This window comes from Bifidobacterium sp. 2450, assembly GCF_041900695.1.
Taxonomy (GTDB): Bacteria; Actinomycetota; Actinomycetes; order Actinomycetales; family Bifidobacteriaceae; genus Bifidobacterium; species Bifidobacterium longum.
Genome location: NZ_JBHEEA010000019.1, coordinates 18,984 through 44,860 on the forward strand (window position 1 = coordinate 18,984; position 25,877 = coordinate 44,860).

45 protein-coding genes are annotated in these 25,877 nt (G+C 59.5%); 32 read left to right on the top strand and 13 right to left on the bottom strand.

Going from position 1 to position 25,877, the window contains the following annotated elements; genetic code table 11:
- Nucleotides 1-34: 34 nt before the first annotated feature.
- The 12 genes from ACEUKI_RS09495 to ACEUKI_RS09550 form a co-directional block, all read right to left on the bottom strand.
- Nucleotides 35-739: an ABC transporter ATP-binding protein gene (locus tag ACEUKI_RS09495; protein ID WP_080785970.1), complete on the bottom strand. Its 705-nt coding sequence runs from the start codon at nt 737-739 to the stop codon at nt 35-37.
- Nucleotides 739-1,599, bottom strand: a complete 861-nt coding sequence (locus ACEUKI_RS09500) for an ABC transporter ATP-binding protein (protein ID WP_080785969.1) — start codon at nt 1,597-1,599, stop codon at nt 739-741. Before ACEUKI_RS09500 ends, ACEUKI_RS09495 begins: the two co-directional genes overlap by 1 nt.
- Entirely contained in the window at nt 1,596-2,684 is a 1,089-nt protein-coding gene (locus tag ACEUKI_RS09505; protein WP_179133607.1) for a branched-chain amino acid ABC transporter permease, read from the bottom strand. The genes ACEUKI_RS09500 and ACEUKI_RS09505 overlap by 4 nt, the downstream gene beginning before the upstream one ends.
- A gap of 4 nt (nt 2,685-2,688) precedes the next feature.
- A complete protein-coding gene (locus ACEUKI_RS09510; protein WP_014485393.1) occupies nt 2,689-3,615 on the bottom strand; it encodes a branched-chain amino acid ABC transporter permease in 927 nt (308 codons plus the stop codon).
- 241 nt (nt 3,616-3,856) lie between these two features.
- Nucleotides 3,857-5,044 (bottom strand): ABC transporter substrate-binding protein, encoded by a 1,188-nt coding sequence (locus ACEUKI_RS09515; RefSeq protein ID WP_080785968.1) that lies wholly within the window; start codon nt 5,042-5,044, stop codon nt 3,857-3,859.
- A gap of 272 nt (nt 5,045-5,316) precedes the next feature.
- Nucleotides 5,317-6,219 carry a peptide chain release factor N(5)-glutamine methyltransferase gene (gene prmC, locus ACEUKI_RS09520; RefSeq protein ID WP_370622466.1) on the bottom strand — a complete coding sequence of 301 codons (903 nt, stop codon included), beginning with the start codon at nt 6,217-6,219 and terminating at the stop codon, nt 5,317-5,319.
- Between the two features lie 138 nt (nt 6,220-6,357).
- Nucleotides 6,358-7,446 (bottom strand): peptide chain release factor 1, encoded by a 1,089-nt coding sequence (prfA, locus tag ACEUKI_RS09525; protein WP_080785965.1) that lies wholly within the window; start codon nt 7,444-7,446, stop codon nt 6,358-6,360.
- A 153-nt stretch (nt 7,447-7,599) separates the two neighbouring features.
- Nucleotides 7,600-7,812, bottom strand: coding sequence for a 50S ribosomal protein L31 (gene rpmE, locus ACEUKI_RS09530; protein ID WP_003830110.1), 213 nt, complete (start codon nt 7,810-7,812; stop codon nt 7,600-7,602).
- A 197-nt stretch (nt 7,813-8,009) separates the two neighbouring features.
- On the bottom strand, nt 8,010-9,143 hold the full coding sequence (locus ACEUKI_RS09535; RefSeq protein ID WP_080786179.1) for a site-specific integrase: 1,134 nt from the start codon (nt 9,141-9,143) through the stop codon (nt 8,010-8,012).
- Between the two features lie 120 nt (nt 9,144-9,263).
- On the bottom strand, nt 9,264-9,971 hold the full coding sequence (locus ACEUKI_RS09540; protein WP_374156797.1) for a hypothetical protein: 708 nt from the start codon (nt 9,969-9,971) through the stop codon (nt 9,264-9,266).
- Between the two features lie 42 nt (nt 9,972-10,013).
- A complete protein-coding gene (locus tag ACEUKI_RS09545; RefSeq protein ID WP_374156798.1) occupies nt 10,014-10,442 on the bottom strand; it encodes an ImmA/IrrE family metallo-endopeptidase in 429 nt (142 codons plus the stop codon).
- Nucleotides 10,439-10,786 (bottom strand): hypothetical protein, encoded by a 348-nt coding sequence (locus ACEUKI_RS09550; protein ID WP_374156799.1) that lies wholly within the window; start codon nt 10,784-10,786, stop codon nt 10,439-10,441. Before ACEUKI_RS09550 ends, ACEUKI_RS09545 begins: the two co-directional genes overlap by 4 nt.
- Before the next feature lie 167 nt (nt 10,787-10,953).
- Between ACEUKI_RS09550 and ACEUKI_RS09555 the strand changes: the two genes are divergently transcribed.
- Nucleotides 10,954-11,199 carry a helix-turn-helix domain-containing protein gene (locus tag ACEUKI_RS09555; RefSeq protein ID WP_374156800.1) on the top strand — a complete coding sequence of 82 codons (246 nt, stop codon included), beginning with the start codon at nt 10,954-10,956 and terminating at the stop codon, nt 11,197-11,199.
- Nucleotides 11,200-11,430: 231 nt separating this feature from the next.
- Here the strand turns inward: ACEUKI_RS09555 and ACEUKI_RS09560 are convergent, their stop codons facing one another.
- Nucleotides 11,431-11,763 (bottom strand): hypothetical protein, encoded by a 333-nt coding sequence (locus ACEUKI_RS09560; RefSeq protein WP_007052839.1) that lies wholly within the window; start codon nt 11,761-11,763, stop codon nt 11,431-11,433.
- A gap of 74 nt (nt 11,764-11,837) precedes the next feature.
- Between ACEUKI_RS09560 and ACEUKI_RS09565 the strand changes: the two genes are divergently transcribed.
- From ACEUKI_RS09565 to ACEUKI_RS09715, 31 genes are all read left to right on the top strand, one after another.
- Entirely contained in the window at nt 11,838-12,041 is a 204-nt protein-coding gene (locus tag ACEUKI_RS09565) for a BRO family protein (protein ID WP_080786165.1), read from the top strand.
- Nucleotides 12,038-12,253 (top strand): helix-turn-helix transcriptional regulator, encoded by a 216-nt coding sequence (locus ACEUKI_RS09570; RefSeq protein WP_374156801.1) that lies wholly within the window; start codon nt 12,038-12,040, stop codon nt 12,251-12,253. The genes ACEUKI_RS09565 and ACEUKI_RS09570 overlap by 4 nt, the downstream gene beginning before the upstream one ends.
- 111 nt (nt 12,254-12,364) lie before the next feature.
- Nucleotides 12,365-12,712, top strand: a complete 348-nt coding sequence (locus tag ACEUKI_RS09575) for a hypothetical protein (protein WP_080786156.1) — start codon at nt 12,365-12,367, stop codon at nt 12,710-12,712.
- Between the two features lie 29 nt (nt 12,713-12,741).
- Nucleotides 12,742-12,972, top strand: a complete 231-nt coding sequence (locus ACEUKI_RS09580) for a hypothetical protein (protein ID WP_256867099.1) — start codon at nt 12,742-12,744, stop codon at nt 12,970-12,972.
- Nucleotides 12,956-13,423, top strand: a complete 468-nt coding sequence (locus ACEUKI_RS09585; protein ID WP_080786158.1) for a RusA family crossover junction endodeoxyribonuclease — start codon at nt 12,956-12,958, stop codon at nt 13,421-13,423. Before ACEUKI_RS09580 ends, ACEUKI_RS09585 begins: the two co-directional genes overlap by 17 nt.
- A 2-nt stretch (nt 13,424-13,425) precedes the next feature.
- Complete coding sequence (locus tag ACEUKI_RS09590; protein ID WP_080786159.1) at nt 13,426-13,755, top strand: hypothetical protein; 330 nt, start codon at nt 13,426-13,428, stop codon at nt 13,753-13,755.
- Nucleotides 13,756-13,917: 162 nt separating this feature from the next.
- Entirely contained in the window at nt 13,918-14,310 is a 393-nt protein-coding gene (locus ACEUKI_RS09595; protein ID WP_080786192.1) for a hypothetical protein, read from the top strand.
- Complete coding sequence (locus ACEUKI_RS09600; protein ID WP_080786193.1) at nt 14,307-14,705, top strand: hypothetical protein; 399 nt, start codon at nt 14,307-14,309, stop codon at nt 14,703-14,705. The genes ACEUKI_RS09595 and ACEUKI_RS09600 overlap by 4 nt, the downstream gene beginning before the upstream one ends.
- Nucleotides 14,692-15,702, top strand: coding sequence for a hypothetical protein (locus ACEUKI_RS09605; RefSeq protein ID WP_080786194.1), 1,011 nt, complete (start codon nt 14,692-14,694; stop codon nt 15,700-15,702). Before ACEUKI_RS09600 ends, ACEUKI_RS09605 begins: the two co-directional genes overlap by 14 nt.
- A 16-nt stretch (nt 15,703-15,718) precedes the next feature.
- Nucleotides 15,719-16,615 carry a hypothetical protein gene (locus tag ACEUKI_RS09610; RefSeq protein WP_080786163.1) on the top strand — a complete coding sequence of 299 codons (897 nt, stop codon included), beginning with the start codon at nt 15,719-15,721 and terminating at the stop codon, nt 16,613-16,615.
- Nucleotides 16,615-16,791 carry a hypothetical protein gene (locus tag ACEUKI_RS09615; protein ID WP_179133651.1) on the top strand — a complete coding sequence of 59 codons (177 nt, stop codon included), beginning with the start codon at nt 16,615-16,617 and terminating at the stop codon, nt 16,789-16,791. The genes ACEUKI_RS09610 and ACEUKI_RS09615 overlap by 1 nt, the downstream gene beginning before the upstream one ends.
- A gap of 101 nt (nt 16,792-16,892) precedes the next feature.
- Nucleotides 16,893-19,193: a bifunctional DNA primase/polymerase gene (locus tag ACEUKI_RS09620; protein ID WP_374156802.1), complete on the top strand. Its 2,301-nt coding sequence runs from the start codon at nt 16,893-16,895 to the stop codon at nt 19,191-19,193.
- A 194-nt stretch (nt 19,194-19,387) separates the two neighbouring features.
- A complete protein-coding gene (locus tag ACEUKI_RS09625) occupies nt 19,388-19,774 on the top strand; it encodes a hypothetical protein (protein WP_080786202.1) in 387 nt (128 codons plus the stop codon).
- Complete coding sequence (locus ACEUKI_RS09630) at nt 19,758-19,949, top strand: hypothetical protein (protein ID WP_080786201.1); 192 nt, start codon at nt 19,758-19,760, stop codon at nt 19,947-19,949. The genes ACEUKI_RS09625 and ACEUKI_RS09630 overlap by 17 nt, the downstream gene beginning before the upstream one ends.
- Entirely contained in the window at nt 19,933-20,142 is a 210-nt protein-coding gene (locus ACEUKI_RS09635; protein WP_080786133.1) for a hypothetical protein, read from the top strand. Before ACEUKI_RS09630 ends, ACEUKI_RS09635 begins: the two co-directional genes overlap by 17 nt.
- A complete protein-coding gene (locus ACEUKI_RS09640) occupies nt 20,135-20,743 on the top strand; it encodes a hypothetical protein (protein WP_374156803.1) in 609 nt (202 codons plus the stop codon). The genes ACEUKI_RS09635 and ACEUKI_RS09640 overlap by 8 nt, the downstream gene beginning before the upstream one ends.
- Nucleotides 20,733-21,320, top strand: coding sequence for a hypothetical protein (locus ACEUKI_RS09645; protein ID WP_374156804.1), 588 nt, complete (start codon nt 20,733-20,735; stop codon nt 21,318-21,320). The genes ACEUKI_RS09640 and ACEUKI_RS09645 overlap by 11 nt, the downstream gene beginning before the upstream one ends.
- Entirely contained in the window at nt 21,317-21,544 is a 228-nt protein-coding gene (locus ACEUKI_RS09650) for a hypothetical protein (RefSeq protein WP_080786135.1), read from the top strand. The genes ACEUKI_RS09645 and ACEUKI_RS09650 overlap by 4 nt, the downstream gene beginning before the upstream one ends.
- A gap of 43 nt (nt 21,545-21,587) precedes the next feature.
- Nucleotides 21,588-21,857: a hypothetical protein gene (locus tag ACEUKI_RS09655; protein ID WP_374156805.1), complete on the top strand. Its 270-nt coding sequence runs from the start codon at nt 21,588-21,590 to the stop codon at nt 21,855-21,857.
- Complete coding sequence (locus tag ACEUKI_RS09660) at nt 21,854-22,213, top strand: hypothetical protein (protein ID WP_374156806.1); 360 nt, start codon at nt 21,854-21,856, stop codon at nt 22,211-22,213. Before ACEUKI_RS09655 ends, ACEUKI_RS09660 begins: the two co-directional genes overlap by 4 nt.
- Entirely contained in the window at nt 22,210-22,539 is a 330-nt protein-coding gene (locus tag ACEUKI_RS09665; protein ID WP_374156807.1) for a hypothetical protein, read from the top strand. The genes ACEUKI_RS09660 and ACEUKI_RS09665 overlap by 4 nt, the downstream gene beginning before the upstream one ends.
- On the top strand, nt 22,532-22,789 hold the full coding sequence (locus tag ACEUKI_RS09670) for a hypothetical protein (protein ID WP_374156808.1): 258 nt from the start codon (nt 22,532-22,534) through the stop codon (nt 22,787-22,789). The genes ACEUKI_RS09665 and ACEUKI_RS09670 overlap by 8 nt, the downstream gene beginning before the upstream one ends.
- Before the next feature lie 62 nt (nt 22,790-22,851).
- Nucleotides 22,852-23,064, top strand: coding sequence for a hypothetical protein (locus ACEUKI_RS09675; RefSeq protein ID WP_202575358.1), 213 nt, complete (start codon nt 22,852-22,854; stop codon nt 23,062-23,064).
- Nucleotides 23,054-23,341, top strand: coding sequence for a hypothetical protein (locus tag ACEUKI_RS09680; protein ID WP_172723020.1), 288 nt, complete (start codon nt 23,054-23,056; stop codon nt 23,339-23,341). Before ACEUKI_RS09675 ends, ACEUKI_RS09680 begins: the two co-directional genes overlap by 11 nt.
- The gene (locus ACEUKI_RS09685) at nt 23,334-23,618 is read left to right on the top strand and encodes a hypothetical protein (protein ID WP_374156809.1); all 285 of its coding nucleotides are present in this window, start codon (nt 23,334-23,336) and stop codon (nt 23,616-23,618) included. Before ACEUKI_RS09680 ends, ACEUKI_RS09685 begins: the two co-directional genes overlap by 8 nt.
- Nucleotides 23,615-24,430, top strand: coding sequence for a hypothetical protein (locus ACEUKI_RS09690; RefSeq protein ID WP_374156810.1), 816 nt, complete (start codon nt 23,615-23,617; stop codon nt 24,428-24,430). Before ACEUKI_RS09685 ends, ACEUKI_RS09690 begins: the two co-directional genes overlap by 4 nt.
- Nucleotides 24,427-24,591 carry a hypothetical protein gene (locus tag ACEUKI_RS09695; RefSeq protein ID WP_374156811.1) on the top strand — a complete coding sequence of 55 codons (165 nt, stop codon included), beginning with the start codon at nt 24,427-24,429 and terminating at the stop codon, nt 24,589-24,591. Before ACEUKI_RS09690 ends, ACEUKI_RS09695 begins: the two co-directional genes overlap by 4 nt.
- Nucleotides 24,588-24,833, top strand: a complete 246-nt coding sequence (locus tag ACEUKI_RS09700; RefSeq protein ID WP_374156812.1) for a hypothetical protein — start codon at nt 24,588-24,590, stop codon at nt 24,831-24,833. Before ACEUKI_RS09695 ends, ACEUKI_RS09700 begins: the two co-directional genes overlap by 4 nt.
- The gene (locus ACEUKI_RS09705; protein WP_374156813.1) at nt 24,830-25,042 is read left to right on the top strand and encodes a hypothetical protein; all 213 of its coding nucleotides are present in this window, start codon (nt 24,830-24,832) and stop codon (nt 25,040-25,042) included. The genes ACEUKI_RS09700 and ACEUKI_RS09705 overlap by 4 nt, the downstream gene beginning before the upstream one ends.
- The gene (locus ACEUKI_RS09710) at nt 25,039-25,356 is read left to right on the top strand and encodes a tight junction protein ZO-3 (protein ID WP_256867091.1); all 318 of its coding nucleotides are present in this window, start codon (nt 25,039-25,041) and stop codon (nt 25,354-25,356) included. Before ACEUKI_RS09705 ends, ACEUKI_RS09710 begins: the two co-directional genes overlap by 4 nt.
- Complete coding sequence (locus ACEUKI_RS09715; RefSeq protein ID WP_256867092.1) at nt 25,353-25,862, top strand: hypothetical protein; 510 nt, start codon at nt 25,353-25,355, stop codon at nt 25,860-25,862. Before ACEUKI_RS09710 ends, ACEUKI_RS09715 begins: the two co-directional genes overlap by 4 nt.
- Nucleotides 25,863-25,877: the final 15 nt, after the last annotated feature.

Genomic DNA, 25,877 nt, shown 5'->3' on the forward strand with positions numbered 1-25,877 from the left:
GCTCCCGCCAGCGGGAGCATAGTAATGTGAGACATCACGCGCCGAGGTACGCCTTGCGCACCTTCTCGTCGTGCAGCAGGTCGGAGGCCTTGCCCTCCATGGTGATCTTGCCGGTCTCGAGCACGTAGGCGCGATCCGCGATGGACAGGGCCATCTTCGCGTTCTGCTCCACGAGCAGCACGGTGATGCCACGCTTGCGCAGCGTGACGATGATGTCGAAGATCTCCTTGACCAGCAGCGGGGACAGACCCATCGACGGCTCATCCATGAGGATGGTCTTCGGATGGCTCATCAGGGCGCGGCCCATGGCCACCATCTGCTGCTCACCGCCGGAAAGCGTGCCGGCCAGCTGGCGGCGGCGTTCCTTCAAACGCGGGAAGTAGTCGAACACCATCTCAAGATCCTTGCCCAGACTGGACTGGTCTTTGAGACTGAACGCGCCCATCTCCAGATTCTCCTGCACGCTCATGCGGGTGAACACGTGGCGGCCTTCCGGCACATGGGCCATGCCCAGCGTGACGATCTTGTTCGCATACGTTTTGAGCAGATCGTGGCCATCATAGGTAATGTTGCCGGATTTGGCCGGCACCAGACCGGTGATGGTGTGCAGGGTGGTGGTCTTGCCGGCGCCGTTGGCTCCGATCAGGGAGACGATCTCGCCGTCGTTCACCTTGAGGCTAATGCCCTTGACCGCGTCAATCGCGCCATAGGAAACGCATAGATCCTTGATTTCCAGCATCAGCGCGCTCCTCCCGTCAGTGTCTTGGCAATGCTTGGCTCCGGTTCCGCCTTGGTGGTGGAATCGCCGTCCGCGTCATCGTTGTTGTCGCTGCCCAAGTAGGCGGAGATGACCTGCGGGTTGTTGGCGATCTCCTCCGGCGTGCCGGATGCGATGGTGCGGCCATAGTCCAGCACCTGGATGCGCTGGCATACGCTCATCACCAGGCTCATGTCATGTTCGATGAGCAGGATAGCGATACCGAAACGGTCGCGGATCGTGTTGATGCAGTGCAGCAGATCCTCGGTTTCGGTGGGGTTCATGCCGGCGGCCGGCTCGTCGAGCAGCAGCAGTTTCATGCCGGTGGCCAGGGCGCGTGCGATCTCGAGCTTGCGCTGCTGGCCGTACGGCAGGTTGGCCGCCTGGGTGGTGGCCAGTCCCTCGAGGTTGAAGATGCGCAGCAGGTCGATGGCCTTCTCGTGCATCTCGTTCTCCTGCTTCCAGAAGCCCGGGGTGCGGAAGATGGCGCTGCCCATGTGGTAGGTGAACGACTCATCGAAGGCGACGAGCACGTTCTCCTCGACGGTGAGCTGCTTGAACAGGCGGATGTTCTGGAAGGTTCGGGCGATGCCGGCACGCACGACCTGATAGGTCTTCTTGCCGTTCATCCGGGTTCCGTCCAGCCAGAACTCGCCTTCGGTGGGCTTGTACACGCCGGTCAGCAGGTTGAACACCGTGGTCTTGCCGGCGCCGTTGGGGCCGATCAGGCCAATGAGTTCGCCCTTGTTGATGGTCATGTTGAAGTTGGACACGGCTTTCAGACCACCGAAGGTGATGCCGAGATGTTCGGCTTTGAGGATGGGCTGGGTTGCGTCGCTCATCGTGAGGCCTCCTTCACGGTCTTGTCGTCGGACTGGTCATGCTGCTTGGCGCTGGCCGCGGGTTTCGCGCCCTTGCCGGCGGCGCCGCGGAACAGCATGCGGTTGACCAGACGCGGCAGTGAGAACTCCCAGGATCCGAAGATGCCCTGCGGGCGGAAGATCATGACGAGCACCAGCACCACCGAGTAGGCGAGCATACGGTAGTCGGCGAAGGCGCGCAGCAGCTCGGGCAGGATGGTCAGGCCGATGGCGGAGACGATCGAGCCGGTGAGCGAACCCATGCCGCCGAACACCACCATGATCACGTAGTTGATGGAGTTGAGCCAACCGGCCATGGTGGGGTTGAGCGAGCCGATGTACTGGGCGAAGATACCGCCGGCGATGCCCGCGAAGAACGCGGAGATCGCGAAGACGAGCACCTTGAGGTACGTGGTGTTGAGTCCGGAGGCGCCGGCGGCGATCTCGTCGTCGCGGATGGCCTTGACCGCACGGCCGTAACGGGAGCGGCCGAACATGAAGAGCACGACCACGGTGACCACCATGATCCAGAACACGACGTACAGGTTGGCGGTGCGTTCGATGCCGATCAGCGCCTGTCCGGCGGCGCCCTTGTCGAGGCCCATGCCGCCGGCTACCTTGAGGTTCTGGATGATCACGCGGATGATCTCACCGAAGCCCAGCGTGATGATGGCCAGGTAGTCGCCGTGCAGTCGCAGGGCAGGAATGCCGATCAGGATGCCGAATACGCAGGCCACCACGCCGCCGATCAGCGTGGTGAGCAGGAAGCGGGCGGTGGGGTCGATGGCAATGCCGGCGGCGACCATGTATTTGGAGGTCAGTGCGGCCACGTAGGCGCCGATGGCCTCGAAACCGCAGCAGCCCAGCGTCAGCTGGCCGAGCACGCCGATGGTGAGGTTCAGGGAGGTGGTCATGATGATGGCGATGCACGCGGTCATCATGATGCCCTTGATGTAGGAGTCGACCAAGCCGGATTCGCACAGCGCCATCACGATGCTGAACGCGGCGAGGATGCCGATGAAGCACACCAGATAGGACTGTTTGGTGGAAAGCATTGTCTTCTTCATCTGATCAGACCTTCTCCCCTTCGTTCTTGCCCATAATGCCGGACGGTTTGACGAGCAGCACGATGATCAGGATGGCGAACACGATGGCGTCGGAGAACGCCGAGGTGATGATGCCCGCCGTGATGGTGCCGATATATGCCTTGGTCAGGCTTTCGATCAGACCGATGGCCAGACCACCGATCATGGCGCCCGGGATGGAACCAATGCCGCCGAGCACGGCGGCGACGAACGCCTTCAGGCCCAGCATGGCGCCCATCATAGGCGAGACCTGCGGGTAGGCGGCGCAGTACATCAGCGAGGCGACTGCGGCCAGACCGGAGCCGATGGCGAATGTCAGAGCGATGGTGGAGTTCACGTTGATACCCATGAGCACGGCGGCCTCCTTGTCTTCGGAGACGGCGCGCATGGCCTTGCCCTGCTTGGTGAATTTGACGAACAGCTGCAGGCCCACCATGATGACCAGGCCGATGACGATGGTCAGCAGGGTGTCTCCCGGCAGCTTGAGCTTGCCGAACGCGATGGACGGCAGGTGGAAGATGGTCGGGACGGTCTGGAAGTCGGCGCCGAAGATGGCCTGTGAGCCGTTCTCCAGCAGCAACGACATGGCGATGGCGGTGATCAGGGCGGTCATGGAGTTGCCCTTTTCACGCACCGGCTTATAGGCGGCCTTTTCGACGATCACGCCGACGGCCACGCATACTAGGATAGCGGGAATGACCGCCACCCAGGCAGGCAGCCCCATGGCCACGATGGCCGGAATGGTGAGCATGAGCACGTAGGCTCCGACCATGATGAAATCGCCGTGGGCAAAGTTGATCAGTCGGATGATGCCGTAGACCATGGTGTAGCCCAATGCCACCAGCGCGTACACGCTGCCGATTTTCAGACCGTTGAACAGCTGGCTGATGAACATGATGATCTGATCGGTCATAGCTCCCCCTTTCTATCAATGTTATGGTCCTCTACCGCTGCGCGCGTAGAGATATTCGTATGTCTTGCGATTGATGGCGCGATACGCCCGCGCCTGGCGATATCCGCATATCGACGGCTGTCCTTATGCATCCAAGCCCGTGAAAACACGAAAGGGAGAGGACCGGCAAAACCGGTCGCTCCCCTGTTCATGCGGAAGTCACGCTAGGACATCGTGATTATGCGGTGGGAATTCATGGAATTCACTTGGGCTGCACGGTGGTGTTGTACACCGGCTTGCCGTCCTTCATTTCCAGCACGATCACGGACTTGGTCGGCGAGCCGGACTTGTCCATGGTGAACTTGCCGGTCACACCGTCGAAGGTCATGCCGGCCACGGCGTTGCGCACATCCTCACGGGTGGCGTTCTTGCCGGCCTTCTCGATGGCCTGCTTGATCATGTAGATGGTGTCGTAGCCCAGAGCGGCGAACGTGTTCGGCTCGGCGTTGTTCTTGGACTTGTAGGACTTGATGAAGTCCTGCACCTTGGTGTTGGTGTTGTCGTCGGCGGAGTAGTGGGTGGTGTAGTAGGTCTTGTTGTACTGGGACTTGTCACCGGTGAGCTTGAGGCCATCGTATCCGTCGGGTCCCATCACGTAGCCCTCGAAACCCACGGAGCGGGCCTGCGGGATGATGTACGGGCCAGCCACGGAGTAGTAGTACGGAGCGTAGAGCAGCTCGGCGCCGGAAGCCTGGATCTTCTGCAGCTGGGCGGAGTACTCGGTGTCGTCGGCGGAGGAGGAGCTTTCCTTGTCCACCACTTCGAGGCCGAGCTTTTCGGCGGCCTTGGCGAAGGCCTCGCCCACGCCGGAGGAGTACGGATCGCCGGTGCCGTAGAGCACGGCCACCTTCTTGACCTTCAGGTTCTCGGCGGCGAAGCGTGCGGCCACCTCACCCTGGTAGGAGTCCTTGAAGCAGGTGCGGAACAGGTAATTGCCGGTTTCGATGGAGTCGGAGGTGGCGGCCGGGGCGATGGTGACCAGCTTGGACTGGTCGGCCAGCGGGGCCACGGCTGCGGTGGTGGCGGAAATGGTCGGGCCGGCCACGGCGAGCACGTTGTTGTCGCCGGCGAGCTTGTTGTAGGCGTTGGAGGCTTCGGTGGCGTCGCCCTTGTCGTCCATGGACTCGAGCTTGACCTTCTTGCCGTTGATGCCGCCCTTGGCGTTGATCTCGGAGACCGCCAGCTCGAAGCCCTTGACCTCGGCCTCGCCGTAAGCGGCGGCGGTACCGGAGTTGGTGGTCACGGTGCCGATGGTGATGGAGTCGCCGGAGGCCTTGGCACTGGAGCTGGAGGAATCATCCATGCTGCCGCCGGAGCAGCCCGCGAGGGACAACGCCATAACCGCGGCCGCGCTGGCCGCAACGAACTTAGTGGAGAACTTCACGTTCATCCTCTTCCTTCTTCCTTGGGATATTTCAACATCGTTCATCTGTCAATTAACGCGCGGGATGTGCGCGTGAGACGTTCCACTCACATAATTCGCATACCACAGAACTACATCACACGGCTTGTGACCGTCATCCACGTCTCTCTCATTCGATGTTTGTCGTGGACTGTTATAACCAGACCGGCTTTGAACCCGCAATAAATTGTTCTTATTGTGAGACAGCGCAATTGCGGAAACGAGAATGCAATCCCAAGGAAATGTGGGATTCTCGCGGCTTAGGACACTGCAAACAGGTAGCGGTCGCGACCCGTCCAGTCCTGGCCGGTCGATGCGGCAGCGAATCCGGTGGCCTTGGCAAAGGCCACGAGACGATCCCCCTGGGTCACGTCATGTTCCATGACAAGCACGCCCCCAGGCTTGAGAAGACGGCAGGCCCGCTCGATAATGCGCTCGGGAATCAACGTACCGTCCATCGAGCCGCCATACAAAGCCAATTCCGGATCCCAATCACGCACTTCCGGCTGCTCGGGAATATCGGTCTGCGGCACGTAGGGGGGATTGGTGATGACGATATCGACGGTGCCGTCCAATTGGGCCAATGTGGCGAAGGACGTGGCATCCGCGATTTCCAGATGGTAATTCGAGGCAATGGATGGGTACTTTTTCGCGGTTTCCGACAGATTCCTTCGCGTCCATTCGGCGGTGTTCGGCGACAGCTCCACCGCCCACACCTGGCTGCCGGGCACCTCGCTGACAACGGACAGCCCAATCGCGCCGGAGCCGGCGCACAAATCGACCACACGGATCATGCCGTTTTTTGTCAGCCAGTCAAGGCCGGCCTGCACCACGGTTTCGGTTTCCGGACGAGGAATGAACACTCCGGGACCGACCTTCAGGTCAAGGTAGCGGAAAGGAGCATGCCCGGTGATGTATTGCAGCGGCTCGCGCTTGGCACGGCGGTCGAGCATGGCACGGAAGACAGCAAGCTGTCCGGTTGTGCCAAGTTCCTCCCCCATAAGCAAAGCCCTGTCGACGTCGCGCAGTTCAACGCCTGCCGCCTCGGCAAGGAGCAACTTGGCATCATGCTCAGGCGTCTCAATACCCGCTTCGCGCAATTGCGAAGAGGCTTGGTTGATGATGTCGGTAATAAGCACTGGCGGTCTCCGTTGATCGGACATTAGGCTCCCCTCAGTCAGCTTCGCTGACAGCTCTCCCCCCCCCCTCACAGAGGGAAGCCATTGAAGAAATAGCTCTGGCTCCCCTCCCTGAGGGGAGCTGACTCGCGAAGCGAGACTGAGGGGAGCCACCTGGCAAAGTCATTTCTGATTGGCCAGACGGTCGGCTTCGTCGGCTTGGATGTCGGAATCGATGACGGCCTGCAGGTCGCCGTCGAGCACGGCGTCAAGGTTGTAAGCCTTGTAATTCGTGCGATGGTCGACGATACGGTTTTCCGGGAAGTTGTATGTGCGGATTCGCTCGGAGCGATCAAGCGAACGTACCTGCGAGTGACGCATGTCGGCGGCCTCGGCGGCCTCCTGCTCATGCTTCATGGCCAGCAGGCGGGACTTCAGCACGCGCAACGCAACGGCACGGTTCTGAATCTGCGACTTCTCATCCTGCATGTTCACCGTGATTCCGGTGGGCAGGTGGGTCATGCGCACGGCGGAATACGTGGTGTTCACGGACTGGCCGCCGGGGCCGGAGCTCATGAAGATGTCGATTTTCAGGTCTTTCGGATCGATCTCGATCTCGTCGTCATCCTCGTCGGCTTCAGGGAACACGATGACGCCGGCGGCGGAAGTCTGGATACGGCCCTGCGATTCGGTGACGGGGATGCGCTGCACACGGTGTACGCCGCCCTCATACTTCATCGAAGCCCACACGCCGTCTTCAGGAGCGGGCGTGCCCTTGGCGCGGATGGCGATCTGCACGTCCTTGACGCCGCCGAGCTCGGTGGTGTTCTCGGACTGCACGTTCACGCTCCAGCCACGCTTCTCGGCGTAACGGGTGTACATGCGCAGCAGGTCGCCGGCGAACAGTGCGGCTTCTTCGCCGCCGGTGCCAGCCTTGATTTCCATGATGGTGTCGCGCGCATCATCCGGGTCACGCGGGATCAGCGCGGTACGCAGCTTCTCCTCGACGCCGGGCAGTTCGGCTTCAAGACGCTTGGCTTCCTCGGCGAAGTCGGCGTCTTCGCCGGCCATCTCCTGAGCGGCTGCCAGATCGTCCTTCACCTGCAACCAGGTTTTGTAGGCGCCCACGATGGCACCCAATTCGGCGTGACGACGGCCCAGCTTGCGCAGCTTGTCCGGGTCGGACACGACTTCGGGGCTTGCCATCTGTTCTTCGATGGACTGGTACTCCTCAAGCGCGGTTGCCGCCGCCGGGAACTGTTCGTCTGCCATAACACACTTTCTTCTGTATGGTGCTGTTCTGTTCGATTATTCGATTGCGCAGGTCAATGCCGCAACAAAACTTGTCAAGGAATACAAAAAACGCCAGTCCTCGATCGGGTATGCCGGAGCATGCCAAATCGAATCGGACTGGCGTGAAGTATGCTACTTGCTCTTCTTGCCGTAGCGCTTCTCGAAGCGAGCAACGCGGCCACCGGTGTCAAGAATCTTCTGCTTGCCGGTGTAGAACGGGTGGCACTGAGAGCACACGTCAACGAACATGTGATCTTCCTTGCCAGCGGTACGGGTCACGAAGGTGTTGCCGCACGAGCACGTCACCTCAACGGGGTGGTAATCAGGATGGATACCCTGCTGCATTTTACGTCTCCTATGGATTCGGGGGACCCGGGTCGTCATGCCCCTATGGCAAGACGTGAACCGGAACCTAAGGGATTGTACGCGCCTAACTGGACGTGAAGACGCGCTGCGCCGCCGCAGGAGACGACGTAAAAGAGTGGGGCCGCAGGGGCTTGAACCCTATTGCATCAAACCCGAGAGCCCTACTCCCGCTTGAATTACGCAGCCTCGGATGTTTCTTTTGCCCACATTTTGCCCACATTCTCCAGCAGCATCGCGTTCACGGCCTCGCCCACCGCGTCCAGATCATCGTCAAACAGGTCGGCGTACACGTCCAACGTCATGGCGGCGCTCGCGTGCCCCAGCTGTCTCTGGACGGCCTTGACGTTCGCACCCGCCCTGACCATCAGCGAGGCGGCGGTGTGCCTCAGGTCATGCACCGTAAGCTCATTATCGATATCGGCATGTTTTTTCGCCCAGTAGAACCATGAGCTGCTGCTCTTCGGCCCGTGCGTGCGGCGCAGGAAACCGCTGCCCGGCTGTTCGAAGAGAATATCGTCCGGCTTCCTGCCATCGACCAGGCTGCGCATGTCATCGTCCAATATGGCCGGATAGACGACCTGACGCCATTTGTCGGACTTCGGGGTGTTGACGACAAGCTCCCCATCGACCTCCACGACATTGCGTCGTATCCACAGGCGGCGGCGTTCCAGATTCACGTCCTTGACGCGCAGTCCCACGAGTTCGCCCCATCTCATGCCGGTCAGACCGAGGACCAGCACGATGGGCCTGCGCCAGCCGGAGGTCTCCGCCAGCCGTATGAGCTCCGTCATGCTCAGATACCGGTGCTCCTTGCGTTTCTTTTTCGGCAGCTCCAAATCGTCGCATGGGTCGGCTCCGATGAGCCGGTCTTTCATGGCCTGTCTGCACAGGCCGGACAGGAGGGCTTCAGCACGCAGTATGACGCTGGCGCTCAGTCCCGCCGCGCTCATCGCGGCGACCCATTCCTGCACTTCGGAGTTGGATATTGACGAGAGTTCGCGGCTCCCCCATTTCGGTTCGACCCTTACTCGCCATTCCTGTTCGAGCGTGTTCGTATAGCTTTTCTTGCAGCGCGTCCGCTTGGCCGCTATCCACGCCGGCCATAGGGCTTCGACCTTGACTCTTCCGCCCTGCGGGTCTATGTAGCTGTTGGTTGCCTTGGCGATGGTGACGCGCTCGGCGGCCCAGTTCTCGGCGTCGATTTTGCGCTTGAAGCCTCGTTTGTCGGTCTGCGTGCCGTCCGGCTTGCGGTACCTCACACGGTAGCGGGTTTCGCCCTTGGCGGTCCTGTATTTAACGACGTTTGCCATTTTCGGGTGTGCTTCGCCTTGCCTATCGATTAGGATAGGTAGGCGAAGCGTCCTCCTTTCTTGAACTAGCTGGATCTTCAACCGCCCTATCGGTGTGCAAGACCGATAGGGCAATTCTTTCTAATCGAAATTCAATACGATGTTTTTGCCTATTGTGCGTTTTGCTGACCTCATATATGCGGCCAACTCCACTCTGTCGATAGGGTCACTTATCCCCATATATTCGGCAGGGTTAAGGCTGATACTGAATGTTGCATCACCTTTTTGGCCATACTTCCATGTGTAGTCGGAAGAAGAAATCGATGTTTTGCTTCCGTCTGCTTTCACGATGGTATTAGCATCATTCCCGAGCGGGAGGAACGAGGCTTCATCGCCAGTAACGGAATAAACGGTAATCAGCGGACTATATTCAACTTTGCCGCTCGTGTTTATCTGAATATCACCATCGATAATCTTTACAGTTGCAGAAAGAAAAGCCGTCTCTCCAGATTTCTCTCCGGACTGCTGTTTTAGTTGCTCACTCGTGTCCTGCTTGTCTGACTCGTTGTTCAATCCGCGAATATCTCCAAATGTCAGTATCGACGGCCGGTCATTTGTTCCTCCAACGTCACATACGACCGTCTGGACTACAGACTGATTAACTGTTGCATCGTTGAAGATAACGCGAATAGTTCCATCATCATTATCGGTTATATCCACATTGCTGAGCTTGTAGTAAAAACCTTTGGGCGCTTCGATTTTCGCTTGACGTTTACATGCGGTAAGGGCATGTCCTTCAGTCAATGGCGCGGGTTCCCCGCAAGAGGCCAAGGACACAACCATAGCCATACAACATAGAAGTGTAATCATTTTCTTCATTTCATCCTCTTCCTATACAGTCACGTTGTCATGTAGCCACTGTCGATAATCCTGGATGATTTGGATGGTGACATTGAGCTCGGCGGCCATCTGGTGTGGTTCTCCGTCGTACATGCGTTCCGCCAATGCGTATTCGGCCGGGTTGATGAGCAGCATGGCGGTCTCGCGTCGGCAGCGTCGCTCGTTCCTGCCGCCGATGCAGCCGTGTGTGGCGTCGTCGCCATGCCGCCAATGCACGAGCTCGTGCACCAGGGCGCAGCGTTTGCGCGTGTAGGTAATCCGCCAATCGATAAGCACGGTGTTTGTGGACAGGCAATAGAGGCCGTCCAATTTGCCGGGCAGTTGGGCGCTGCGAACATGCAGGTCGGGCTCCGCCGTGCTTAAAACGTGGCGCATTTGCCCGTAGCTCATGCGCGGTGATATCGGGAGCGGATTCGTCATGCGGGGTCATCTCCGTCGCCATCAAACTTGTGGTCGTCCTCGTAGGCGGCGATGTCGAGATCGCCGCGCTTGAGCTTATTGAGAGTTTCAGCCACACGAGACTGCTCGTCGTTGACGGATTCGATGAGTTCGCATGGTGTCATGTTCCAGAGTTCGCAGAGTTTTTCGATGTCGCCGAGGGCCCATTCGTTCTCGTCTTTGATTCTGGAGTTGACGTAGGTCGCGCCTCGGTCGATGAGTTTCGCGATTTCCCTGTTGGAGATGCGGCGTATTCCCATTTGCGCTCTGATGGCGGCGCTTACCGTCAGTGCGAAATCGCTGACACCAATCTTTCCATGTCCCATATGTCCTACTATAGCGCGTATTTACGCTAATACGCAATTGAGTGCATGTCGTAAAACGTAAGACAGAGATATTGCACGTAAATACGACACGCCGACGTTTGATACTGCACGTTATAACGTGCATACTGTAGCCATCGCTCAAACACGGAATACAAAAGGAGGCAACCGTGACAAAGCTCAGCGAACAAGCGGCGGCTCGAATCAGAGCAGTGATGGCCGCACGGAAAATCAGCGTCGCGGACTACGCGAAACAAACCAGCCAGTCGGTGGACGTGGTCTCACGCAGAATCAACGGCAAGGTAGACCTGTCCCTCACGGACATCGAGACTTTCGCCAAGCTCACCGGCTATCAGCCCGGCGACTTCCTCAACGACCAGTTCGTACTGGGCGTGCAGCAGGAGGCGGTGGCGTGATGGTCGGGGTTTACCGGCTTGGTGGCCCGGAACGTGAGAGGGCCCGTGCGCTGATTCGCATTCTCGGCATCGACATGGATCGTGTCAGATGGTTGGACGGCCACCCGATGACGGTTCGCGTGTTCGATGACGGCAAATGCTGGGTCGAATACACGGGACTCGTCGTCTGCGACAAGGAAGACGTCGGCTTCTGCCTTCGTGGGCTCGAGCCCGTGGATGTCGGGCCGGGGTCTATAGGGACAGGATCCGGGAATGCCGGAACAGGATTCTTCGCGAGGATACGCGGATGTCTCTCGATTTCGAGGTCTCGACCATCGCGACGATGACGGTGCCGGACTCATGGCGCTTGAGCTTGGAGGCTCCACGGTATTCGACGATAGCGCCGCCCGTCGGCGTCACCCGAATGTCTCGTTCGGTGAGCCACCCGTTGTTGCGCAGTATCCACCCGTCCCCATCCGTCTTCTCCACTCCCCAATCGGTCGAGAGGTACAGGCGTCGTTCCGCGTCGAAGGACAGCAGCAGTGCCGTCAATCCCATCCAGTTGTCCGCCAGCCATTTCCACATGGCTCAGATTCTAGCCACAAAAAAATGCCGCCGATTGCAGCGGCGGCGAATGTCAGATTGAAAGAAGGTCCAAAATGACTGAATCCAATGTACAGCCCTTCAAGTTTCGGGGCAACCCGGTCGCCACGGTGACCGCGGAGAACGGGACGGTGCTGTTCTGCGCGAAGCACGTCGCCACCGCACTCGGATACAGCAACACCCGTGACGCAATCGCAAAGCATTGCAAGGGTGTCGCGAATCGCTACCCCCTTCCCCTTGACTTGGAGGCGGGTGCGTGATGATGCAGGGACTGCTCACCTATGAGGCGTTGGCCGAGCATTACGGGGTCAGCCGGCGCACGATGTACCAGCGCGTGTGGAAGGGCGAGGCTCCGACGCCCGTATTGGGGCCTTCCGGGCGTGTGCGCGGCTGGCGGCCCGAGGAGGTCGCACGCTACGACAGCGCCAACCAGCGCACACGGGCCGAATACCTGTACGGGGCGGACAAATAAGAATTTCCCGGTCTCGAAACCGGGAGAAAAGAAAAGGGTGTCGGCGTTGCACTGTCCAAGGTTCTGCGCCGGCACCAACATCACCAACCAAATTCAGAAAGGAAATCAGTGATGTCAAACAACAAGGTTAGCGGCATCCACGCCATCGGCGTCGAGGTTCCGGAGGACATGTCGCTGAAGGAGCTCATGGAGCAGCTCCTGAACGATACGGAGGTCGAATTGGAGAAGGATTTGGACGGGGAGACCCGCAAGCCCGAACCCCAGTCCGAGGCGGACAAGTGGCAGCGGTATGCGGACATGCTGGGCGACCTGTTCGACGTGGCGCATCAGATCGGCTATGACGCCTACATGCAGGGCGACCTGAAGATCATGCGCAAGGTGTTGCAGGTCGAATCCGACGTGGTGGATCTGGCCGGCATCGTGACCATGGAGAAGTCGAAATCGAGGGCCGTGAAATGAGCATCGAGGCATTGCGCAGAAGGAAACGCATGCGTCGTCCCAAGCCACGGTTCACGGACGGGCAGAAATCGGCCGTACTGCTGGCTCTCACGTTCTGCGAGGGTTGGCTGGTCGGTTTCGCCGGCACGCACAGCCGCATCCCCAGCCCGGTGGGTACGCCGCAGTGGATGATAACCGGCTCGCTCGCATTGGCGGTCATCCTGCCGCTCCTGTCCGTGGGAATCCTGTTGAAGTGGGGTGACGATGGAACAGCCAAGTGAGTTCACGATCTGCCTGCCGGGCGACCCGGTGCCGAAAGGCCGTCCCCGCGTCTACAACGGGCACGCCATCACCCCGAAACGCACCGTCCGCGCCGAGGAACGGTTGTTCACCGAATTCCGATTGAAATACCCGCAGGCGAAACCATACCAGTGCCCGGTCAGGTTGGAGGCCGAATTCTGGATGAGCCATCGCGGCCGCCCGGATCTCGACAACCTATTGAAGCTGGTTTTGGACTCCCTGAACGGCGTCGCCTACGTGGATGACGCGCAGGTCGTCGAATCCCATGCCACCAAGCGCATGCCCGACCTATGGGTGTACGGGGCCAAAGGCAAATACCGGAAACGCAAGAGCGGCGATCCGTACACGTGCTGCGGGCATGAGTACGAGCCGCATCTCTATATCCGTATCAAGCCGCTCCCGGAATGGGAGCCGAACAAGCAAGGAGACTAATCATGAGCAAGCCTATCAACGAGCCGCGTATGGTGCAGCAGGCGCTGGTGTCGGACGAGGATCTGAGTTTCGAACTGGCGGCTTTGGTGCCGACGGCGAACGGCATCACGAACGCGGCCAGCACGTTCATCGACAAGGCGACCAAATTGTTGCTGTCCGACAAGATCATGCTCACCCACGAGCAGTATACGGCGGTCAGTTCGGCCATCGCCATCGCCCAACTGACCGTCAAGGAGGGTGCGGCCATATCGAAGCTGCTGCGCAACCCGGACGCTTCGGCGGATGTCATCGCCGGACTGCGCCTCACCTCCGAGGACTCGCAGGATGCCTGACCGGCGTCTTTGGATGCCGCGTTGCAGGACATGCGGGCCACTCGGCAAGCCCACCGGACTGGACGAGGCGGTCACCTGCTGCAACCGGCACACGAACCAAACCAAACATCAGACGGCATGGTATCCCACCCACGCCCAGATCATCGTGAAAGGCACGTCAAAATGACTGCGAATGACACGTCAACCATCGAAACCACGGAGGCCGCGAACCCGGACGAGGAGCTGCGCCAAGGATTGTTCGCCGCGCAGGCGGCTCGCATCGTGGAACTGCAGGCCGAAATCGCGTCCCGTCAGGAGGAGGTCGACGAATTGAAGGCCCGTATCCTCGACTCGCATCCGGCCGGCACCTACCAGGCCGGAAACCTGAAAGTGCAGGTGAAGCCGGGCGCGCGCCGCATCAACGCCGGCACGTTCGAAAAAGCCTATCCGGCCACCAAGTATCCCGGAGCCTACCAGTTGCGGCCGCGCCCGCTCAGCCAGTTGGAGAGGCTGCTGTCGGCGGACGCGGTGGCCGATTACGCGATGAGCGGCAAGCCGACGGTGGTGGTCTCATGAGCGCGGAACTGTCCAGCCTGGGCATCGCCCAGATCGTGGAAAGCGCCATCGCCGACTACGACCTGCACGATGAGAACGGCAACGAGCTGACCAACGACCTGTACGTCATACGTTCCGAGCGGCTCGACGAGTTGGGCCTCACCGTCGCCAGACGCATCCACAAGGCGACGCGCGAATTGGAGGCGCAGGGCAAGGCCGATTTTCCCGTGCATTCGATGACCTTCGGCAGCGTACCGGTAACCATCTCGAAGGACGGCAACCGCACCTACACGCTGCGCTTCGACAACTCGGACGAGGCGGTGGCCATCACCCGGCTCAGCCAGACCGCACTCGCGGACATCAGGAAACAGATCAACGATTTTTTGAAGGAGGTGAAAACCCGTGAGCATGAATGAGGCCATTCTCGCCGTCGCACAAGCCCAACAGCAGGGTGATGCGATACCCGTGGACATACCGCCCATGGACGAAACGGCGCCCCTTATGGACAAGCCGCCCGCAACTCCGAAAACCAAGGTGGATACGGTGGAGGAACCCCGGTTGTGGCCGGAGATTCGCCAGCTCATCGAGAACGACATCCAGAACGCGCCACGCGAACTGCAGCGTGAGATAGGCCCCAGCGAACTGGGCACGGACTGCGTGCACTGCCTCGCCGCCAAACTGGCGGGCTGGCCGGAGCGACGCTCCCCGGGCTGGCTGCCGTTCATCGGCACATGCGTGCACGCGCATTTCGAAACCATGTTCCGCGAACTGAACGGGGAGCCGGCGTTCCAATTCCCCTATACGGGCGAGGACAACGTGACCGAACTCGTGGAACGGTGGCGCAGCGAATACCGGGTCACCGTAGGCCGGTTGCAGGGTTTGCATGGCGGCTACGACGTGACCGGCAGCATCGACCTGTGGGACCGCAAGACCCGCAGCACCATCGACTGGAAGATAGTCGGCAACACGACCGTCACCAAGGTCAAAGCCCACGGCCCCTCGCAGCAGTACCGGGTGCAGGCCTCGCTCTACGGCATGGGCCTGCAGAACGAGGGCGAACGGGTGGAACGCAACTGCATCTACTTCCTGCCCCGCAACAAGACCAGTCTCGGCGACGCATTGCCCTGGGAGACGAGGTTCGACCCGGAGCCCGGCAAGTGGGCGTTGAGCCGCGCCCAACTGCTCGTCAACCTCATGGACTGCGTGGAGCAGGCGGAAGGCCCCGACGTGCGCGACAGCTGGATCAAACAGTTGCCGGCGGCCGGACCCGACAAGTGCTTCTCCTGCAAGGGCCGGGTCTGGCCCGACATGAGCGCGCTCCCCGAGTTCGACGCTAAGCCATGGCCGGACGTGCCCGACAAGTGGCTTCAACTCATCCCCCTAATCGAATCCGAATACCAGTTCGCCGAATAACGAAAGGAAAACAATCATGTTCGGAAATCCACAACAGTACGGCAGCTACCCTCAGCAGGGTTACCCCCAACAGGGGTATCAGCAGGGGTATGGTCAGCCGCCGGCACGCCCGGCCGTGTCCATGACCCCGGAGCAGATGCTTGCCAGCATCGAATCGCAGAGCAGCAAGGGCGCGAAGTTCGAACAGCCCGGCACATCGATCAGCGGAATCATCGAGAACGTGACCGCCAACCAGATCCGCGATTTCAAGTCCCGCCAGCCGAAGTTCTTCGATGACGGACAGCCGCAGATGCAGGTGCTCGTCACCATCAACACCGGCGTCACCGATCCGATGGTGGAGGACGATGACGGCCGGCGCACCGTGCACATCAAGGGCTTCGGCCTCCAGCGGCGCGCATGGCTTCAGGCGTTGCACAACGCCGGGCTGAGGAAGGCCGCAGAAGTGCGGCCTGGCGACCGTTTCACGGCCACGTTCACCGGTTTCGGCGAGGCGAAGCCCGGCATGAACGCGCCGAAACTGTTCGAGTACGTGATCGAACACCAGTCGCCGGCCGATCTCGCCATGAACCAGCCCCAGCAGTCCGGCATGCAGCAGCCCCAGCGGCCCCCGCAGCAGTACGCGCCACAGCAGCCCATGCAGGCCCCGAATCAGGGATATGCGCCAGCTCCGGTCGACCCATGGAACCCGCCGACGCAGGCGCAGCAATCCGCTCAGCCGGTACAGTTCGGCCAACCACAGCAGCCGAAGGCCGATCCGATGAAGGTCAACCAGCTGCGGGCCCTGGGTAAGAGCCCGCAGGAGATCGCCGCCCTGTTGGGTGTGCCGGTCGAAGCGGTCACCGCCGTCACCGACCAGGCGCAACCCCAATACCACGGCGGCTCCGAACAAATGCCAGAAACAGGTGAGTTCTAGTGGACGACCTGCTGAAACACCTGCAGAACCAGTGGATCGAACTGATGCAGGACATGGATTCCCTCGCCTCCGCTCAGGTCGGATTCCGTGACGTCGACTCGGAAAGCCTCCAGCTCATGAGCGTGAGGCTCGTGCTCCTGGGCTGGCACAAGAGCAAGAACTCCGACAAGGACTGATACCAGTCCCGACCGCCGTAGCCGTATCCAAGCGGCCCGCACGAATGCAAAGGCGTGCACGGCACCACACATATTCACATCACGTCAAAGGAGTTTCAAGGATGACCGACATCTACGGATACGCGGCAGCCGCACCCCTGTACCGTGCGGCCGGCTGGATGCAGGTCATCCCCCTGCCCGAAGGCCGCAAGACCCCGCCACCCAGCGGGTTCACGGGACGCAGCCGCAAACCCGTCACCGACGAACAAGTACGGTTCTGGTCGCAGGCGGCCCCGGACGCGAACACGGGAATCGTCATCCCCGAAGGCGTATTGGTGCTGGACATCGACGCCGCACAAGGCCATCAGGTCAAGGCGGACGGGGCGAAAGGCATCAGCGAGCTCTCGCAGGAGCTGGGCGCGTTGCCGGCCACGTGGAGCAGCACGGCGCACGGCATCGACAGTCCGGCACGCCACCTGTTCTACAAGGTGCCCGAGGGATTGGCGTGGAAGGGCGGAGCCATCGAAGGTGTGGACATCCTGCAACCCGGCCACCGGTATTCCGTGGTCTGGCCGTCGATCCACCCGAGCGGCGAAATGTACTGCTGGTACACGCCCAATGGCTCGACCACCAGCAAGCTCCCCCGCATCTCGGATTTGGCAACATTGCCGTGGAAGTGGGTGGACTACCTGCGCAAGCCCGACAACACGTCGAACCCGAAGGAATTAAAGTGTTCGAATTCGAACACTTTAACCCCGTCGAATCCGAGGGGATACGACGACCGCATGTGCAAGGCCGTCAACACGTTCCTCAACAAGACGCTCGCCAACCCCGCTTCCAAAGGCTCAAGGCATGACACCACGCTGCAGGCAGTCTGGGCCTTGGTGAACTTCGCGCAGGAGGGCCATCGCGGCGCGCTCGACGCCATCAGCCAATTGAAACCACGCTTCATCGCCGAGATAGCGCCCGACCGTCAGGGCAAGGAGCGCGAGGCGGCACGCGAATGGGCCAGCATTCTCAGTGGCGCGATGGAGAAGGTCAACGGCGTGCAATCGCATGCGGATCCGTGCGAGCAGTCGAAAATCGAACGCATGACGCCCGGCGAGTTCAACGAACTCACCCAAAACGCGGCTGCGAGTCAAATGGAGGAAAGTTACCCGGAAGCAGTTCAAAACACTGGAACAATGCCGGTTCAAGCCGGTTCAACACCCGTCGCATCGGTTCAAAACGGTTCAATGGAAAGTCGCGAGGCAAGTAAAAACGCCTCCTCCAACTGGCAGTTCGAAGACCTCACCCAGCTCGCTTCCGGCATCGAACTACCGCCAACGCCCACCGTGTTCCAACGCGAGGACGGGCAAGGACTCTTCTATAGGGGCGCGGTCAACGATTTGCACGGCGAACCCGGCTGCGGCAAAAGCATGATAGCCCAGATCGCCACCGCACAGGAACTCAAGCAAGGACATGACGTGATCTACATCGATTATGAGGATTCGGCGCGCAACGTCGTCAAACGTCTCCTGCTGCTCGGCGTGACCGGCGAAGCCATCGTGACGCATCTCCACTACGTGCGCCCATCGGCCAAGCCGAGCAGCCCCACCAGCCTCGACGGCTGGCGCGAAACCCTCCAGTACGCGGACACCGCCACGCTCGCCATCATCGACGGCGTCACCAGCTGCCTCGCCTACGCGGGCCTCGACAGCAACTCGGGTGACGACATCGCCGCCTGGTACAACACCATGCCCCGACTCATCTCGGCCTGCGGGCCAGCAGTCGTACTCATCGACCACGTCGTTAAAAGCAAGGACAACCGGGGCCGCTACGCCGGCGGCTCGATGCAGAAACTCGCCCTCATCGACGGCATCAGCTACTCGGTGGACATGACCAAACCCGTCGGCAAAGGCGTGCGCGGCACCATCGTCATCAAAAGCGGCAAGGACCGTATCAGCGAGATCGAGGAGCATTGCGCCGTCAACTGGAGCAGCAACGGCAGCCACCTGCGCGAAGCAGCACGCATCGAAATCAACAGCACGGACCCGAAACTCATGCACGTCACCATCACACGCCCCAACATGATGCCCAGCGAGGACCGTCAGACGAAACGCGACGACTTCCGACCCACCGGACTCATGGAGAAAATCAGCCAGCTCGTCGAGAACGCCATAGAGGAACCAAGCCAATCGGAACTGTTCGACGCCTTGAAATCGGATGGCTCCGGCGCCAAGACCGCGATTATGTCGAAAGCCATCAGACTGCTGCTGGAGGAGGGGTATGTGACGAACCGCGCCAGCAGGCACAACCGCGCATGCTACCGGTCGGTACGCCCCTACCGGCAGATAGACGACCCCAAATCGGATTCTTTCGTGGACCGTATGAGCAGGGAGGAGGTGAGCGAATTGGACGATGGAAACCACCTCGACATCTAGATTTTCCGTTTTTCCCGAACGTTTCCCAGCTCTTCCCAGAAAAACAGAGCCACCGAGACTAGCTCTTCCCCACACTCCCCGACCACACTACGTGTGTGGTCGGGTGTGGGAAAAGCTAAGGCTCGCCCCTCGGAAAAGCCCAAAAACACCCCTCAACAACACTAGATATTCCCTCAAAACCCAAGGAGACCAAAATGGCACTCACATTCAGAGAACAGATCGAAGCGACAGCATGGGAGCTAGGCAACGGAGAAGGCTCCGTACCAGAGTTGCGGAAGCGGTTCGACGCAGACCCAGAGACGCCGAACTTCGACCCAGCCAAGGCATTGGAGATGCTGCACATCCTCCAGCTCATCAACTACAAGCGAGTCGCCTCGGCCGCCAACGGCAAGCATGCTCGTTGCCACTACCTGAAGAAGCCCGAATACTCACTGCTTGATTTCGACATTCCGAAGCCGATTCCCAAAGACGAGCGGGAACGGGAGACGCGCATCCAATGGGCCAAGGACTTCCGCGCCATCGCCGACTGGCTCGACGCGAACTGCTGCACGACGGAGACGAGCCATGTCCGAGCCGATTGACCTAACCCAACAGGCCCTCGACGCGCTGGCCTCATCGGGCTTGGACAACGATAGTCCGGCCGAGGCGTTCGTCATCGGATACCAACACGGCTGGCAGGCCGCCATCGACCTGTGCATACGAATCGAAACGGCGCTCAACGACGAAACGGAGGAAACCGATGACCGCACTGCTTGACGAACGATTGCGCGACCTCGCGACGCAGACCCATCTGCTCGAAGAGAAAGTGAATGCTCTCGGCTGGATGGCCGCCAACGGCCCGCAGGCATTGAAATCAATGACCCGCGCCCAGGCGCATCTCATGCTCGCCGAATGCGATCTGCTGGACGCAATCGAAAACAACGAAAAGAAGGAGAACAATCATGAGTGAGAAACCATTCTGGAATGGTAAGACCTGCAATGAAATGGCCGGACTACACGTCAAGGTCACATTTAATAGCGGCACCGTAGTAACCGGCGTGACTGACAAAAACGGCGATATTGCGAACGTTCTCTCTCTCACCCTAGGAATGGGCGATGAACTGTTCGTCCCGAACATCCGCATCAAGTCCATCGAACTGGTGGATGACCCCAAGTATGAGCGTATCGACAACATCGAGGACGTGCGCGAAGGAGACGTGTACGTCGGCACGGACGGCAACCGGTACACCGTCTTGCGACGCACTACGTCCAATCTCAATCCCCTGACGGTAACAGTCATCAACACGACCTTCTACCCACACCGTTCCTACTTCGGCTACGCTTTGCGTCCAACCCCGAAGCTGCCCGACCATGACGGATTGTGGCTGGACAAGGATGATGCGATCTGGCAGGTTTACGATCATCAAGCGATTCCTGTCTACGACGACGCTGACGGATGGGGAGTACAGCGGGAGATTTTCTCAGTCTCCCAACTGGGTCAATACGCCCCGTTCCGTCCGGCCAAGGCGGTGGAAGCGAACGAAAAGAAGGAGAAAAACAATGAGCAGTGAGAAACCATTCTGGGAAGGCAAGACAGGCGAGGAGCTGGCCGGATTGCATGTCAAGGTCACGTTTGAGACCGGGGCCGTAGCGGAAGGCATCCTCAACGACGATAGATGCATCCATCTCGGCTCATACTCTTTTTTCCGGGTTTTCGGCTCAGGTCATGATGGCCTCGTAGAACCGGCTACCCCTATCAAGTCCATCGAACTGGTGGATGACCCCGAGTGTGAGCGTATCGATGACATCAACGCCGTGCGCGTGGGCGACGTGTACGTGGGAACAGACGGCAACCGATACCCCGTCGTGGGACTTGCTGAGTTCGCGGACTACCCCTTGAGGGTAAAGGTTTCCGGTGGGGCTTGCTTGCCCCACCGTGATTACTTTGCCTATGCGTTGCGGCCGAAACCGAAGCTGCCCGACCATGACGGACTCTGGCTCGACAAGTACGGTGCCCTATGGATGTTCTGCGGCGGTGTGGGCTGTGTTCTCTGCGACGAGGAAGGCGCGTGGACGACTGAATCCTCTGCCCTCTCGCGATTGTACACGTTCACTCCGTTCCGCCCGGCCAAGGCGGTGGAGGCATGAGCATCGAGGTGGGCCAAACATACCGAAACAACCAGAATGCTGAATTAACCATCATAGACGAGGTGGCGTGCCTTGCTACCTCCCGGTCTGGCATATATCTAGGTGTAGACGTGCTACCGGGAGCAGGACTGTTCGTCGCGGACGACCCATACGACACAGGCTCTGCGGTGATTGTCAACGAGCAGTCTCTGACCGAATGCGGATACAAGGCGGTGGAGGCATGAAGGTCGTAGTCAGCACAGAGTACATCACCGACTGGGAGGTGAAATGGTGAGTATCATCAGCCGTGAGGCGGACAGCATCTACATCTACAAGAGTTCCGCGTGTCCCGACCAGTCCGATCTTCTGCCACGGCTCTACGACAACGAGGATCTGCGCGAAGCCTATGAGCAGGGCGCTTCCAGACGGGTCACGAACGAGGAAATCAAAGCCGCCGTAGATTACGTAGGGAAGTCCATCATTCTTCCCGGCAGGCTTTTGGAAACCATCATCAGAGACGCTTTTAACGCGGCGAGGAGAAAGGCAACGGAAGAATGAATCTTTTAGATGAAACCAAGGGTGCGATCTCACGAAGCGAGCATTCGACCGATGACGTTCGATTCGTAGGCTCCCGCGACGAGAAGCTGGGAATTCCGTGGAGTCAGGCCGAAAAGGTGCTCGACATCAATTACGACGACGGATACGGCGGTCAGGAGATAGCCGCCGATCTGGTCGTCGTGTTCACCGATGGCGGTTTCCTGCGCCGCGAAGAATACGACGGCAGCGAATGGTGGGAATATGAGCCACCGTTCATAGGCCCGGAGACGCAGAAACCGTTCGGGCGCGTGAAGCGAACCTATCCCGCGTACTCGCTTGAGGACCTCAATTACCCGATGGAGGCAACGGAAGAATGAGCTACTACGTGCTTGGCGTGCTTACGCCCTTCATTCTCATTGTCGTTCTCTACGTTGTCTGGCTGTTTTCCCAATTGTGTCACGCGCTGGTCAACTGGGCCATGAAGAAAGTCCACTACAGGCTGATACGAACACGGTATCTCAACGCGATCGAGGTCAATCCCGGTGGCAAGTGGGAGGGATTGAGCATTGAGCCGATCTCGAAACGGTTCACCGAAGCGCTCATACGCGACGGAGGCAGATTCAAATATATTCCATTGTTCGGCTGGTGCGTGTGCATCGTCCGAGACTACAAAACCAAACCGAAGAAGACAACCAATGAGTGATTACAAGCAGCGGATGATCCGCGAACATCGAGAATTGCAGGAGCGCATCAGCAAGCTGGCGCACATGCTTGAGGGCTACGCGGAGGGCACGTTGGACTTCACGCCCGCGTGTTCTTTCCAGCTCCTTGAAAGCCAATTGTACGCGATGGGGACATACGCGAACATCTTACAGGAGCGTGCGCGTATCGAACAGGTGGATTTGGACGCGCCTCTTGAGGGAGGTGAGTCTGGTGAGGTTCCACAGGATTAGCCCATGCCCCAAATGCGGGGACAAGCGATTCAAGCTGATTTACGAGAGTCTGGAGGCAGACGATGAGTGAACCGTTTGACGTGCAGAAGACCATTCACGACCGCATTGTGATGCGCGCTAAGTATGGCATTCAGGGCGCTTGGAATGACGGGTATATCGCGGGCTTGTCGGCCGCATTGTGGGCCGTGGTAACGGCTGACGGAGTGAACCGTACCGGCTGCAAGCATTTCGATCTGCACAATCCCGGACAAAAGGAGATGGACCTTGAGCGTTGAGACGGAATCGTTCGACTTGACCTTTGGCAGCATCCACTATGCCGGCACGAGGCTCACTATCCCGATTGACGATGACGAATACATGGTTTATCGGGTAGAGATCGCCAATCATCGGCGTGGCTCTTCCAGCTTGGTGACGTTTCACCTCGACCGGGACGACTCCCGCCCGGAGCACAAGACCGTTGGCCAATCTGCAAGCGCTTATCTGAGCGTGGACGAGGCGAAACAAATCATGCAGGCACTGCAACAGGCAATCAAGGAGGCGGACGATGAGTGACAAGGCGATGCCGTTGGGCAGGAAGTTCAAGGTTCGGTTGACCATCACGCCGGAGGAAACCGGAACGCCCGTGGACATGCTGGGATTCACGTTCACCAGCGGCCGGAACGGGCATACGGAACTGGACGCAGAGTACAACAACATTCCCAAACTGGTTGACGACGGGCTCGACTCACTGTCGATTCTTGTGATCTTCAAAACACTGGAGATATGGGCCCAGAAGGGATATGAGCTGTACCAGCCCATCGCTCAACGATTTCACGGAGGCAGACGATGAACGGTGACGTGACTGCCATGGACATCAATTGCGCACTCGCCTCCCGTTACCGGCGTGACGGTGACGGGTATTGGTCGGAGATTTCGGTCACTGAGCCGAATGACACGGTGCTGCGTCTGGACGGCGTGGCGTTGGAGGTCAACTGGCGCGGGGACACATGGATCAGCGGATTCGAGGTCAAGGTGAGTCGCGGCGATTTCCTCCGCGACGCGAAATACCTGTGCTACAAGAATTACGTGGACGATCTCACCCTCGTCTGCCCCGCCCGCATGATCGACCGCAGCGAGGTGCCCGAGCCGGTTGGCCTCATGTACTACGACCCGTCCAAACGCACGTTGAGATACCGGCGCAAACCCAACCCAAGTCATGGTGACACCCGGCAGGTCGAACACCGGCTGCTGAAAAAGCTCGCCGCCAGCAAACGGCCGGACCGGTACGGGCATTACGAGACCGCCGCCGAGTATGTCGCACAGCGAGAGGCGATGAAAGGCATAGGCCGTGCGCTCGGGACGAAGATGGCGTTGCGGCTCCAACAGCTCGAACAGTTGCAGGAACCCACCGAGGCACGACGTATACAGGCACAGTCCAAGGCGTTCGAACGGGTGTGCGACATCCTCAGCCGCCACGGCTACCAAATCAGCCGGTGGACCCGCACCGAGGATCTTGAGACCAGACTGAAGGAACTGGACGAGGCGCTTTCGAGCGTGGTGCCCACCGGCACGGTGGACCGCGAGACCCTGTACGCCATCAGCTGCCTGCAACAGTTGAGAACGACTCTGGGACTCCAAGACCGAAAGGAGCACGGACGATGAGCTATAAGGCGAGGACATTCACCCGTGAGGAGTTTCGAAAGGTCATCGCAGCCGCCATCTACGACTACGAACACGCTCCCGCGAAATGCCTCTACACGACCAAGGATGCGGCAGACCAACTCTACGGCCATTACGGCGAGGAAACCGAGGTGGAGGAATGAAACCACGAGTGTATGACGATTTGGTCCAATCCGCCGTCGAATTGAGTTGCTTCGGTACAGGCCAGTCAACCATCGAGGAAGGCCGAGCCGCCTATCAAGCATGGCTCAAGGAGCATGACCGGCAGATAGCCGAAAAAGCATGGGAAGAAGGGTATATCCAAGTCGTCAAGAACATGAATCCCATGCCCGGCGAGGAATCGCCCGAATACACGCCAAACCCATATCGAAAGGAGAACGCATGAACGAGATTCAGCTCACAGACCATTTGGTCGCGCATATCAGCGCGGGAAGCGACTACGGCCGTTATCAAGCCAAAATCTGCGAAGACGGCAACTTCAGAAACTTCCTGTACGCCATGAGCCTCAAACGTCTCAAACGCAAATGCGAGAAGTATGCGAAGCGTGAACGCAAGGCCATCGCATATGTCGCCACGCTCAAGGAGGAAGCATGAATCGATTGAAGACTGAGCCGGGCATCACCCGTCACGGGGAAGGAGGGCTCGTGTTGAAACGGGATAAGTGGTCCATCGAGTCCACCATCGGGCTCGCTTTCATTGTCGTCAGCATCATCATCGGCGGGATGGCGTTGGCCGTCATCGGCTTCACCGCCGCCGCTGTGAACCCGACGCCGGAACAGACCATCATCCAACAGGTCGAAACCACCGGGGACGTGAAACGGCTCTGCATCGAAGCCAAGACCGGCGAACACATCGACGCCATGAGCTGCCAGCTCATCGACCCGCAATCGGGGGGCGTCATGCGATGAAAGGCGAACAGAAGGCCAGTGAGCGCAAACCCTCGTGGCTTCGCGCGTTCGTCCCGAAATCGAGTCCTCTTGTGGTCACTGTCTGCGAGGGGTGCGGTCTGTACGTCATCGAGGATCGGGAGAGCGTGTGGGAGTCGTGGGATTACGGGCTTGTGGAGGGTGACGACCTGACCGTGGCGATAATCCTCGGCCGCCCGTTGACGCGCGTTACATGGCTGCCTTCGGTCGGCCACCCGTTGTTGCGCAGCGTGAGCGGGAGCGCGGGCATCAGCCCGGACGGCCAATACCTCGCCGGCCACACATGCCGCTTGGCTCGGGTGAGCGTCAAACCGTTCACGCCGCCGAAAAGGGAGCGCCCGCCGGGCAAGCCATGGGGAGGGAGCAACCTTACGAAACGGGAGGTCGAGGAGTTCAAACGCATCTGGAACATGCCGTATTCGCGGCTCAAATATGAGAAAGCCCCAACCGTGGTCGGCCAGGGCGATGAGATCCAAGCATTATTCTAGCCGACCAGCCGGAAG